Source organism: Actinoplanes sp. G11-F43, assembly GCF_050589265.1.
Lineage (GTDB): Bacteria > Actinomycetota > Actinomycetes > Mycobacteriales > Micromonosporaceae > Actinoplanes.
On the sequence record NZ_JBNZCE010000004.1, the window covers coordinates 158531 to 169781 of the forward strand.

An 11251-nucleotide genomic window follows, 5' to 3' on the forward strand; every position below is an offset into this window, starting at 1 on the left:
GGCCGGTGAGCGCCGACCATTACTTCACCGCCGAGCCCGACGCCCCGTTCCGCAAGGGCGAGATCGAGTTCACCGTCGCCGGGCGGGACTACCGGCTCGCCGTCGCCTCCGGGGTCTTCTCCGCCGGACGGCTCGACCCGGGCACCGCAGTGCTGCTGCGCAAGGCCGGACTGCCCGGCCCGGACGCCGAGGGCACCATGCTGGACATCGGATGCGGGTACGGGCCGATCGCCTGTGTGCTGGCCAGTGAGGCGCCGCGGGCGACGGTCTACGCGATCGACGTCAACTCCCGGGCCCGTGACCTGGCCGCCGAGAATGCCGAACGGCTCGGGCTCGGCGACCGGCTGCGGGTGGCCGCGCCGGACGAGGTGCCGGACCAGGTGACCTTCACCCAGATCTGGAGCAACCCGCCCACCCACGTCGGCAAGACCGAACTGCACGCCCTGCTGGAGCGCTGGCTGCCCCGGCTGGCCCCGGACGGCGTGGCCTGGCTGGTGATCAACCGGAACCTGGGCGGTGACTCGCTGCACACCTGGCTCGTCGGGCTGGGCTGGACGGTTGAGCGAATCGCCAGCCAGAAGGGGTTCCGGGTGCTCCGGGTCACCGGAAAATCGGCTGACTGAACCGCTGCTTCCAGGGAGGATGCCGCCATGGGTTACGTGGATGTCGCCGGCGCCGGATTCGTGCTCCCGGACGGGCGGGAGCTGTTCGCCGACGTGTCGTTCCGGGTCGGCGAGGGCGCCAAGGTCGCGCTCGTCGGTCCCAACGGGGCGGGCAAGACCACCCTGATGCGGATGGTGGCGGGAGACATCCCGACCCAGAGCGGGACCATCGCCCGATCCGGTGGGCTCGGGGTGATGCGCCAGTTCATCGGCATGATCGGCGACGACCGGACCCTGGAGGACCTCGCCCTCTCCCTGGTCACCCCGGCACTCGGTGCGGCCGGCACCCGGTTGGCCAAGGCCTCCGCGGCACTGGACGAGACCGAGAAGACCCAATTGGCGTACGCGAACGCGCTCGCCAACTGGGGTGAGACCGGTGGATACGACGCCGAGGTGCTCTTCGACACCGTGACGGTCGCCATCCTCGGCAAGCCGTGGGAGGAGGCCCGGCACCGGGTGGTGCGCACCCTCTCCGGCGGCGAGCAGAAACGGTTCGCTCTCGACCTGCTGCTGCGCGGCTCCGACGAGGTGCTGCTGCTCGACGAGCCGGACAACTTCCTCGACGTGCCCGCCAAACGCTGGCTGGAGCAGCGGCTGCGCGAGTCGAACAAGTCGGTGCTCTACGTCTCGCACGACCGGGAGTTGCTCGCCGAGACCGCCGACCGGGTGGTGGCCGTCGAGGGCGGTGGCGCCTGGACCCATCCGGGCGGGTTCACCTCCTGGCACGAGGCCCGGGTGAACCGGCACGAGCGGATGGAGGAGCTGCGCCGCCGCTGGGACGAGGAGCACGAGAAGATCAAGGAGCTGGTCTTCACCCTGAAGAACAAGGCGGCCTACAACGACGGGCTGGCCTCGCGCTATCAGGCCGCACAGACCCGGCTGCGCAAGTTCGAGGAGGCCGGCCCGCCACCACTGCCGCCGAAGGACCAGTCGGTGCGGATGAACCTGCGCGGTGGCCGCACCGCCAAACGTGCCGTCATCTGCGAGCAGGTCGAGATCGAGAACCTGACGTTCCCGTTCGACCTGGAGATCTGGTACGGCGACCGGGTGGCCGTGCTGGGCGCCAACGGCACCGGCAAGTCCCACTTCCTGCGACTGCTCGCGGCCGGTGGCAGCGACCCCGATCCGGAGCACAAGCCGGTCGACGGGGCGCCGCTCGCGCACGTCGCCCACGAGGGCCGGGCACGGCTCGGGGCGCGGGTCCGGCCGGGGCACTTCTCGCAGACCCACGACCGTCCCGAGCTGCAGGAGAAGACCCTCGTCGAGATCCTCTGGCGCGGCGACGACCACCGGTCCGGAATGGACCGGGCCGGGTCGATGAAGGCGCTCAACCGGTACGAACTGGCGGCTCAGGGAGACCAGCGGTTCGGCACCCTCTCGGGTGGGCAGCAGGCCCGGTTCCTGGTGCTGTTGCTGGAATTGTCGGGTGCGACCGTTCTGCTGCTCGACGAGCCGACGGACAACCTGGACCTGGCGTCGGCGGAGGCGCTGGAAGAAGGGCTCAAAGCCTTCGAGGGCACGGTGATCGCTGTCACGCACGACCGCTGGTTCACCAGGTCCTTCGATCGTTTCGTGCTGTTCAGAGGCGACGGTGAGGTGGTCGAGGTGCCGGAGCCGGTCTGGGACGTGCGCTAGACACTCCTGTGACGGACCGGTTATGGTCCGGTCACATACAACCCACGGGAGTCCGGGCACCGGGCTGAGAGGGGGGCTGATGCGGCCCCCGACCGTCGAACCTGATCCGGGTCATGCCGGCGCAGGGAGGAGTGCATCATGGGCACATCATTTCCCCGTATCCATGTCATAACGGACACGATCGACGTCGTTCGCGGGGTGGCCGGTCTAGCTGACGTGGCCGTGCAGATCCGGGTCAAGAGCACCGATGCGGCGGCCTACGCCCTCGTCGTCGAGGCCGTCGCGATCTGCCGGCCCGCCGGGACCCCGGTGCTGGTCAATGACCGGGTCGGGGTGGCCCTCGCCGCCGGTGCGGACGGGGTCCACGTCGGAGCCGACGATCTTCCGGTCGACGCCGTCCGGCGGGTTCTCGGTCCGGGCGCCGTCGTCGGGGCCACCTGCCGGTCCGCGGCCGACGCCCGGGCCGCCGTCGCGGCCGGGGCCAGCTATCTCGGGGTCGGGCCCGCCTTCGCCACGTCCACCAAGGACGGATTACCGCCACCGCTCGGGCCGGCCGCTGTCGCGGCCGTCGCCGAGGCGGTGCCGGGCACTCCGGTCCTCGCCATCGGAGGTATCACCGCGGAACGGGTGCCGCAGCTCGCGGTGCACGGGGTCGCGGCGGTCTCCGCCTTCCGGGCGGATCCGAAGGGAGCAGTCGCGGAATTCCTGGCGGCCCTGCGATGAGCGCGGCCGCGGGTCTTCCCGAAGCGGCTGGTCTCCCCGGCTCGGCGGGTCTTCCCGTCACGGGTGTTTCTGCTGGTACGGCCGGCCTTCCCGGTGCGGCGAGCCGTTCCGGCGCGGGTTCTTCTGGTGCGGCGGGCCTTCCTGGTGCGGCGGGTTCTTCTGGTGCGGCCGGCCCTTCCGATGTGGCCAGCCCTCCCGATGCGGCCGGCCCTCCCGGTGCGGCTGGTCTTCCTGGTGCTGTCAGCCCTTGTGGTGCTTTCGGGCGATCCTCTTCGCGCGTCGCCGTCGTCGGGGGCGGGATCATCGGGCTTGCCGTCGCGGACGAACTGGTGCGGCGTGGGGCGGACGTCACCGTTTTCGACCCGGCACCCGCGGGGGCGGGCGGGGCCTGGCACGTCGCGGCGGGGATGCTCGCGCCGGGTGGGGAGTCGGCCTTCGAATATCCGCACCTCACCCGGCTGTTGGAGGCCTCGCATGAGCTGTGGCCGGAGTTCGCGGCGACACTCGGCGACATCGGATACGACACCGCCGGGACGCTGTCGGTGGCGCTCACCGCTGATGACGTCGTGGATTCCGCCCGGGAGTGGAAGCATCAGAAGCTCACCCCGCTGACCGGGTCCCAGGTGCGGGATCGGGAGCCGGCGATCTCGCCGCGGGTCCGGGCCGGAGCGTTCGCGGCCGACGAGCATCAGGCTGATCCGCGCAAGATCGTGGCGGTGCTGCGGGAGCGGCTGGCGGGGCGGATCATCGCCCGGCGGATCAGCGATCTATCCGAAATATCCGGTGAATTAGATAGATCCGGCATGTCGGTTGTGTCAGACCGGGATGGCAGGTCTGACGTGGCCGGCGTCGCCAGCGGGGTCGGTGTGGACGGCGTGGCTGACGCGGTCGGCGAGATCGGCGTGGGCGCTGCGGTCGCCGCACCGGACGCGACCAACTCGGGCGGTGGGTCCGGGTCGGGTGGTGGGTCCGGGTCGGGTGGTGGGTCCGGGTCGGGTGGTGGGTCCGGGTCGGGTGGTGCGGCCGGTTCCGGTGGTGGGGCCGGCCCGGGCGGTGGCGGCTTCGATGCCGTGGTGGTCGCCGCCGGAGCTGGGACCGCCGGGCTCACCGGGATTCCGATCCGGCCGGTCAAAGGCCAGGTGCTGCGGCTGCGTGGGGAACCGGGACTGCTGCGGCACGTGATCGACGGGGCCGCGGACGGACGGCACGTCTACCTGGTGCCCCGGGCCGACGGTGAGGTTGTCGTCGGGGCCACCCAGGAGGAAATCGGTGACCTGCGGAACACCGCCGGGGGAGTGCACGACCTGTTGCGTGCGGCGCTCGACCTGGTGCCGGGGCTCGCCGAGCACGAACTGACCGAGGTGACCGTCGGCCACCGGCCGGGCACGCCGGACAACGGGCCGATCCTGGGATTCCTGGACGGGCAGCCGACGCCGACGGTGGTGGCCGCCGGGCATTTCCGGAACGGGATCCTGCTGGCGCCGATCACCGCACGACTCATCGCCGACCTGGTGCTGACCGGGACGGCGGATCCGATCATCGACGGGTTCGGCCCGGGGAGGTTCCGATGAAGCTGACGATCAACGGCCAGGCGCAGGACCGGACCGGCACCTGCTCGGTGGCGACGCTGGTCGCCGAGATCATCGCGGCGCAGCGTGGGGTCGCGGTGGCGGTGAACGGGACGGTGGTGCCCCGGTCGACGTGGGCCGAGGTGGATCTGGCCGACGGCGACCGGATCGAGGTCCTCACCGCGGCGCAGGGAGGCTGACGATGACACGGGATGCGGCGTACCGGGACGGCCGGGGGTTTCTGCCGGACAACGGGCTGATCCTCGGGACCGGTGGGGCGAACAGCCTGGCCGCCCTGGAAGAGGCGATCGTGGCGTCCGAGTCGACGCTGGTCACGGTGGCTCTCCGGCGGGTGGACGCGGCCGGTCCGGGTCTGCTGCCGATGCTGGACCGGCTGGCGGTCCGGGTGCTGCCGAACACCGCCGGGTGCTACACGGCGGGCGACGCGGTGAAGACGGCGCAGATGGCGCGGGAGGCGTTCGAGACCGACCTGATCAAGCTGGAGGTGATCGGCGACGAGCGCACCCTGCTGCCCGACGGGGTGGAGCTGTTGCGGGCAGCGGAGACGCTGGTCGCCGACGGGTTCACGGTTCTGCCGTACACCAGTGACGATCCGATTCTGGCCCGCCGTCTGGCCGACGCCGGATGTGCGGCGGTGATGCCGGCCGGGTCGCCGATCGGTTCCGGGCTGGGTATCTCCAACCCGCACCACATCGAGCTGATCCGGCAGAGCGTCGACGTCCCGGTGGTGCTGGACGCCGGTATCGGGACCGCCTCGGACGCGGCGCTCGCCATGGAACTGGGCTGTGACGCGGTGCTGATCGCCAGCGCGATCACCCGGTCCGACGATCCGGCGGCGATGGCGGCGGCGATGCGGCACGCGGTCACCGCCGGGCGGCTGGCGCGGGCGGCGGGGCGGATTCCGCGGCGGTTCCACGCGCTGGCGTCCACCGAGGACGACGGGATCGCGCAATGGTGATCCCCGGCGGGCTGGTGGTGCTCACCGATCGGCGGTCCGCTTCCGGTCCGCTGGTGCGGGTGGTCGAGGAGGCGGTCCGGTCCGGCGCCGCGTGGGTCGTTCTCCGCGAGCGCGATTTGCCGTACGACCGGAGAACAGCCCTGGCCGAGCGCCTCCGCACGGTCGTACCGCCGGGGCGGTTGATCGTCGCCGGGCCGGATCCGCTCGGTGGCGACGCCGTGCATCTGGCCGGTGCCGATCCGCTCCCGGCCGGGGTTTCGCTGGTGGGACGGTCATGGCACGGCGCCGAGGATCTGTCGGGTGTGGACTATGTGACGGTGTCGCCGGTCTACCCGACCGTGTCGAAGCCGGGGTACGGTCCGGCGCTCGGCGCGTCCGGTGCGGCCGCCCTGGGCGCCCCGGTGCCGTGGCTGGCGCTCGGCGGGGTGGACTCGCCGCAACGGGCCGGGGAGTGTGCCGCCGCCGGGGCGGCCGGCATCGCGGTGATGGGAGCGGTGATGCGCGCTCCGGCGCTGGCCGGGGAACTGTCGGAGGCCTTCGGCCGGGCGGCGGGCCGGACGGGTCGCGTCGGCGGCGCCGCACCGGTCGGGAGTGGACGATGACGCCGCCGGTGGTGTTGACGATCGCCGGGTCGGACTCCGGTGGGGGTGCCGGGATCCAGGCGGATCTGAAGACGTTCGCGGCCCTCGGGGCGTTCGGGACGTCGGTGCTCACCGCGATCACCGCGCAGAACACGCTCGGGGTGACCGCGATCCATCCGGTGCCGGCCGACGTGGTCGCCGCCCAGCTGGACGCGGTGCTGTCGGATCTGCCGGTGGCCGCGGTCAAGGTCGGGATGATCTCTGATCCGGCGGTGGCGAAGGTGATCGCCGAACGGGCCGGTGACCTGCCACCTCTGGTGGTGGATCCGGTGCTGGTGGCGACCGCGGGCAGCCGTCTGGGTGAGGCGGCGGTGGTGGGCCTGCTCCTGCCGTACGCACGAGTGGTGACGCCGAACCGGCACGAGGCCGCGGCCCTCCTGGGACGGCGGGTGGAGACCACCGGGGAGATGGTGGAGGCCGCCGCCGAGCTGGCCGGTCTCGGACCGCGAGCGGTCGTGGTGACCGGCAGTGAGCTGGCGCTGGATGTCCTGCATCACGACGGCGAGACCACACTGCTGCGCGGCGAGCCGGTGGCGACGGTCAACAACCACGGTTCGGGCTGCACGTTCTCGTCGGCGATCGCGGTGCGGCTGGCGGCGGGGGACCGGCTGCCGGACGCGGTGGCGGCGGCCAAGGAGTACGTGAACCGGGGCTTGCGCGGTGGCTCCTCGTGGCGGCTGGGCGCGGGGCCCGGACCGCTCGACCACTTCGGCTGGTCCGTTTCCTAGCTTCCGGCGGCGTACCGCGATGGGGTGGACCTCTTTCGGCCGTACGCCGCCGGTTTTATCCGTCTTCAGGAGGTTTTGATCATGCGTCGTAAGGTCTACGTCGACGGTGTTCCGTTCACCGAGGTGGTGCTGACCGGCGACCATCCGCCGGTGCGGCTCTACGACACGTCCGGCCCCGGCAGCGATCCCGAGGTGGGGCTGCCCGAGCTGCGGAAACCCTGGCGGACCGGGCGGACCCAACTGGCCTCCGCACGGGCCGGGATCATCACGCCGGAGATGGCGTTCGCGGCCCGGCGTGAGGGCGTCGACCCGGAACTGGTGCGGGACGAGATCGCCGCCGGGCGGGCGGTGCTGCCGGCCAACGTCAACCACCCGGAGTCCGAGCCGATGGTGATCGGATCGCGGTTCCTGGTGAAGGTCAACGCCAACATCGGCACGTCGGCGGTCACCTCGTCGGTGGCCGAGGAGGTGGAGAAACTCACCTGGGCCACCCGGTGGGGCGCCGACACCGTGATGGACCTGTCCACCGGGCCGCGGATCCACCAGACCCGGGAGGCGATCGTCCGGAACTCGCCCGTCCCGATCGGCACGGTGCCGATCTACCAGGCCCTGGAGAAGGTCAAGGGCGACCCCTTGAAACTGACCTGGGAACTGTTCCGGGAGACCGTCATCGAGCAGGCCGAACAGGGCGTCGACTACATGACGATCCATGCCGGCGTGCTGCTGTCCTATGTGCCGCTGGCCGCCGAGCGGGTCACCGGCATCGTCTCCCGCGGCGGTTCGATCATGGCCGCGTGGTGTCTTGCCGAGCACCGGGAGAACTTCCTCTACACCCACTTCCGGGAGCTGTGCGAGATCTTCCGGGAGTACGACATCACCTTCTCGCTCGGTGACGGGCTGCGCCCGGGATCGATCGCCGACGCCAACGACGAGGCCCAGTTCGCGGAGTTGCGCACCCTCGGCGAGCTGACCCATATCGCTTGGGAGTACGACGTACAGGTGATGGTGGAAGGCCCTGGTCATGTCCCCATGCACAAGATCAAGGAGAACGTGGATCGGCAGGTCGAGCTGTGCGGGGGTGCGCCGTTCTACACCCTCGGGCCGCTGGCCACCGACATCGCGCCCGCCTACGACCACATCACCTCGGCGATCGGCGCCGCGATGATCGGCTGGTTCGGCACCGCGATGCTCTGCTACGTCACACCCAAGGAGCATCTCGGCCTGCCGAACAAGGACGACGTCAAGGCCGGGATGATCGCCTACAAGATCGCGGCGCACGCGGCCGACCTGGCCAAGGGGCATCCCGGTGCGCAGGAGTGGGACGACGCCCTGTCCCGCGCCCGGTTCGACTTCCGGTGGGAGGACCAGTTCGAACTGGCCCTCGACCCGGAGACGGCACGGTCCTATCACGACGAGACGCTGCCCGCCGACGCCGCCAAGACCGCGCACTTCTGCTCGATGTGCGGGCCCAAGTTCTGCTCCATGAAGATCAGTCACGAGCTGCGGGAAGCCGGGATGAGGGCGAAGTCCAGCGAGTTCGTCGACGCCGGCGGCCGGGTCTATCTGCCGGTGACCCCGGCCTGACCCGGCCGTGCTGAGCATCGTCGGCGCTCTGCCCGGATTCGGTCAGGAGTCGGCGGACGGCGGTGGCTGGCGTTTCGCCGGGGGCAGGAAGTCGTAGATCGGCTCGTTGCGGGGCTCCGGCGCGGCCAGCGGCAGGTTGCGCTCGGCCAGATCCTCCATCTCCTCGCGCATCTCCTCGTGGGCGGCGCGGGGCTCGGGGGCCGGGAACTCCGGCTTGCGGCGCGGGGCCCGCTTCCGCGGCGGTGGCTTCTCCGCGGGCGTCTCGGCGCCCGCCTCCGATGCCGGGGCGGCCGGTGCCTTCAGCGGGGCGGCCTTCACCGGGGCGGCCTTCGCCGGTGTGCGTTTTACCGGCGGCTTCGCGGGCGTGGACTTGGTCGGGACGGACCTGTCAGGGACGGACCTGTCAGGGACGGCCTTGTCAGGGACGGACTTGGTGGGGCGCCTGCGCGGTGCCGCCTGCTGCTCGGGAGCCGGCTCGTCGGGCGTCATCGTCTCCACCACCGTCGGCGGTTCCGATGGCGGTGGAGACGGGACGATCCGGAAACGGTAGGTGATGCCCTCGTCACGCACCACGAAATCGTCCGAGCCGTCCGGCCTGGTCCAGGTCAGGATCATCTGGCCGTACCGCTCGGCCAGCCGGACCAGCGCCGGGAACGTGTCGACGAGCACCACCGGCTTGCCCGGCGGACTCGCCATCGGCTCCACCGGGACCAGCAGGTGCGGGTAGCGGCGCTCGATCTGCTCACGGGTCCGCAACGGCACGTGCCGCAGCGCCGACATCGCGACCAGGACCGCGCCGAACACCGCGGCCAGCAGCAGGACGACCGAGGACCGGCGGGCCGTCGTCGCGGTGAGCAGGTCATACCCGAGAACACCGATCCGGCGGTCGACGGTCGACGAACCCGCGGAGGCGCCGGAACGGTTCACCACCAGACTGCCCGGCCCGTTGGCCAGCGACAGTTGCAACGGAGCCAGCGTCAACGGGATCTGCGGTTCGAACAGGCCGCCGTCACGGTGCCGGATCTGCGCGGTCACCGCCACGGTGATCTGCCCCAGATCCGCGCCGATCGCCGTTCCGGCGGCCCGTGCGCGCCGCTCCAGAGCATTCAGATCCAGTTGTACGGTGCCCGCGAAGAACGAGGACGCGAACTGTTGCTGCTGGGACAACTGAATGGTGGTGTGCCAGCCGACCGGAGAGGAGAGCCGGGCCATCACCAGAACCCGCCCCGGCTCGCCCCGGTAATCCAGATTCAGGTCGACCAGATTGGTGAGCCGCCGGAATATCGGATCCGGAGAATAGGCGGTCGTCCCGTCATAGGCGGCGGATCGGGGAACGGCCGCGGAATAGGAGAACGTCATCGACTCGCCGGGCGTCCCGGAGCCGGAGACCGTCTCGGTGGCCGGTCTCATCCAGCCGAGCGCGCCGAGGAGCAGACCGGTCACACCGCAGGCGGCGGTGGCGACGGCGAGGGTGCGCATGACCGGGCTCAAGCGGCCGACCGCCCGCAGAGCGGCCGAGGTGGTGGCCCACGAGCCGCCGGTGCCGGTCATCACCTTCACCTTCTTCTTCCGGGGACCGCGAGCGATGTCCCGGCGGGTACGGATCGTCGCCGCACCCCCGCTGAACAGCAGAAACCCGATCATGCCGAGCCCGGTCGGACTCAACAGCGGCTGGATCCAGCCGCCGATCCGCGGGATGTGCAGAATCGCCCGGCCGATCAGGTCGCCACCGGCCGGCCGGGCGGCGTCGGCGGACTGATTGTTGTCCCCTTGGAGAACGAAACCGGTCTCGCCGTCACCGCCGACGATCCGGTGCAGCACCTCGACCCGGCCGTCCGCCCCAGCGTAGGCGGCTATCTGGCCGATCTCGTAGGAATCGGATCGGGCGACGACGACCAGATCGCCGGCGTGGTAGACGGGTTCCATGCTGACGCCATAGGTCACCACATAGGAGATCTGGCCGGTGCCGACCACCCATGCGCCGATGGCCGCCATCACGAGGACGGCGGCCATGGCAAGGCGTCGTTTAACCCGAATAACCAGGTCTCCCTGATCTAGGCCGGCGGCACGGGCACCGTGGGAATGGTGCCGACGCCGCCAGCCTAGGGGCTATCCGACCTGAATGTTGACGGTAGCGACACCCGTGAAATAGCCACTGTTGTTGGCGGTGCAGGTGGAGGCGTTCGAGGAAACTGGGGTGCAGGTCCAGGCGGTCGCCGGAGTACCGCCACCGCCGGTCGCGCCGGGAGTGGTGGCGACGACGGTGGTGCCGTCCGCGGCACCGGAGAGAGTCATGGCGAACGCGGACACCCGGGTCGGGGTCTGTGCGGTGTCGGCGGTGAAGCTGATGGCGGTCAGGGTGGCGCCGGTGATGGTGTGACTGGTGGTGCCACCGATGAAGGTGCTCGTCCCCGCCACGTTGTTGGTCAGGCCGGCGGCGGTGAAAGCGGTGCTACCCGCGGCGATCACGCCCGCCGCGGCCACGCCGCCGAGCAACTGGACCATGTTCCGCATACAGGTGTCTCCCCTTGGTCGTTCGAGGGCCGAGCGGGTGCTCGAGTTCTCGCGACGTGTCTTTCGGTTACCAGGGGTGGGGGGTAAGAGTTCGTGGCCGACGAATTCCGGGGGCGTCACGCGTACCGGCGACGACCGCCACTGCTCTCGCGCCGCTCGCGGTACCGCCTGAACGCATCGTTGCATCGGTGTTCGCCGCGGCTTCGGACGACGTCGG

At 70.9% G+C, this 11251-nt stretch carries 11 protein-coding genes, 1 pseudogene and 1 riboswitch; of the genes and pseudogenes, 10 read left to right on the forward strand and 2 right to left on the reverse strand.

Going from position 1 to position 11251, the window contains the following annotated elements:
* Positions 1–5 precede the first annotated feature (5 nt).
* The 10 genes from ACQ0O7_RS04580 (at position 6) to ACQ0O7_RS04625 (ending at position 9070) form a co-directional block, all read left to right on the forward strand.
* Complete coding sequence (locus ACQ0O7_RS04580) at positions 6–623, forward strand: class I SAM-dependent methyltransferase (RefSeq protein ID WP_430780463.1); 618 nt, start codon at positions 6–8, stop codon at positions 621–623.
* Between the two features lie 27 nt (positions 624–650).
* Positions 651–2297, forward strand: a complete 1647-nt coding sequence (locus tag ACQ0O7_RS04585; protein ID WP_430780464.1) for an ABC-F family ATP-binding cassette domain-containing protein — start codon at positions 651–653, stop codon at positions 2295–2297.
* A 34-nt stretch (positions 2298–2331) separates the two neighbouring features.
* Positions 2332–2442: riboswitch (TPP riboswitch) on the forward strand.
* On the forward strand, positions 2436–3020 hold the full coding sequence (locus ACQ0O7_RS04590) for a thiamine phosphate synthase (RefSeq protein WP_430780465.1): 585 nt from the start codon (positions 2436–2438) through the stop codon (positions 3018–3020). (Overlaps the previous riboswitch by 7 nt.)
* Positions 3017–4591 (forward strand): FAD-dependent oxidoreductase, encoded by a 1575-nt coding sequence (locus ACQ0O7_RS04595; protein ID WP_430780466.1) that lies wholly within the window; start codon positions 3017–3019, stop codon positions 4589–4591. The genes ACQ0O7_RS04590 and ACQ0O7_RS04595 overlap by 4 nt, the downstream gene beginning before the upstream one ends.
* Positions 4588–4788 carry a sulfur carrier protein ThiS gene (gene thiS / locus ACQ0O7_RS04600; RefSeq protein WP_430780467.1) on the forward strand — a complete coding sequence of 67 codons (201 nt, stop codon included), beginning with the start codon at positions 4588–4590 and terminating at the stop codon, positions 4786–4788. The genes ACQ0O7_RS04595 and thiS overlap by 4 nt, the downstream gene beginning before the upstream one ends.
* Before the next feature lie 2 nt (positions 4789–4790).
* The gene (locus ACQ0O7_RS04605) at positions 4791–5567 is read left to right on the forward strand and encodes a thiazole synthase (RefSeq protein WP_430780468.1); all 777 of its coding nucleotides are present in this window, start codon (positions 4791–4793) and stop codon (positions 5565–5567) included.
* Positions 5561–6169 carry a thiamine phosphate synthase gene (locus tag ACQ0O7_RS04610; RefSeq protein WP_430780469.1) on the forward strand — a complete coding sequence of 203 codons (609 nt, stop codon included), beginning with the start codon at positions 5561–5563 and terminating at the stop codon, positions 6167–6169. The genes ACQ0O7_RS04605 and ACQ0O7_RS04610 overlap by 7 nt, the downstream gene beginning before the upstream one ends.
* Positions 6166–6936 (forward strand): bifunctional hydroxymethylpyrimidine kinase/phosphomethylpyrimidine kinase, encoded by a 771-nt coding sequence (gene thiD, locus ACQ0O7_RS04615; protein ID WP_430780470.1) that lies wholly within the window; start codon positions 6166–6168, stop codon positions 6934–6936. The genes ACQ0O7_RS04610 and thiD overlap by 4 nt, the downstream gene beginning before the upstream one ends.
* A gap of 75 nt (positions 6937–7011) precedes the next feature.
* Complete coding sequence (gene thiC, locus ACQ0O7_RS04620; RefSeq protein ID WP_430780471.1) at positions 7012–8520, forward strand: phosphomethylpyrimidine synthase ThiC; 1509 nt, start codon at positions 7012–7014, stop codon at positions 8518–8520.
* Between the two features lie 364 nt (positions 8521–8884).
* Positions 8885–9070: a pentapeptide repeat-containing protein gene (locus ACQ0O7_RS04625; RefSeq protein ID WP_430780563.1), complete on the forward strand. Its 186-nt coding sequence runs from the start codon at positions 8885–8887 to the stop codon at positions 9068–9070.
* Between the two features lie 1202 nt (positions 9071–10272).
* On the opposite strand, the pseudogene ACQ0O7_RS04630 reads toward ACQ0O7_RS04625, so the two are convergent.
* Positions 10273–10533: pseudogene (locus tag ACQ0O7_RS04630) on the reverse strand (S24 family peptidase); the annotation flags it as partial.
* Positions 10534–10629: 96 nt separating this feature from the next.
* The gene (locus ACQ0O7_RS04635; RefSeq protein WP_430780472.1) at positions 10630–11034 is read right to left on the reverse strand and encodes a hypothetical protein; all 405 of its coding nucleotides are present in this window, start codon (positions 11032–11034) and stop codon (positions 10630–10632) included.
* Positions 11035–11251 lie beyond the last annotated feature (217 nt).

Excerpts from the sequence above, each read along its gene's own strand:
- ACQ0O7_RS04585 (WP_430780464.1), top strand. The coding sequence starts at position 651 with ATGGGTTACGTGGATGTCGCCGGCGCCGGATTCGTGCTCCCGGACGGG.
- ACQ0O7_RS04595 (WP_430780466.1), top strand. The coding sequence starts at position 3,017 with ATGAGCGCGGCCGCGGGTCTTCCCGAAGCGGCTGGTCTCCCCGGCTCG.
- ACQ0O7_RS04590 (WP_430780465.1), top strand. The coding sequence starts at position 2,436 with ATGGGCACATCATTTCCCCGTATCCATGTCATAACGGACACGATCGAC.
- thiS (WP_430780467.1), top strand. The coding sequence starts at position 4,588 with ATGAAGCTGACGATCAACGGCCAGGCGCAGGACCGGACCGGCACCTGC.
- ACQ0O7_RS04605 (WP_430780468.1), top strand. The coding sequence starts at position 4,791 with ATGACACGGGATGCGGCGTACCGGGACGGCCGGGGGTTTCTGCCGGAC.
- ACQ0O7_RS04635 (WP_430780472.1), bottom strand. The coding sequence starts at position 11,034 with ATGCGGAACATGGTCCAGTTGCTCGGCGGCGTGGCCGCGGCGGGCGTG.
- ACQ0O7_RS04610 (WP_430780469.1), top strand. The coding sequence starts at position 5,561 with ATGGTGATCCCCGGCGGGCTGGTGGTGCTCACCGATCGGCGGTCCGCT.
- thiD (WP_430780470.1), top strand. The coding sequence starts at position 6,166 with ATGACGCCGCCGGTGGTGTTGACGATCGCCGGGTCGGACTCCGGTGGG.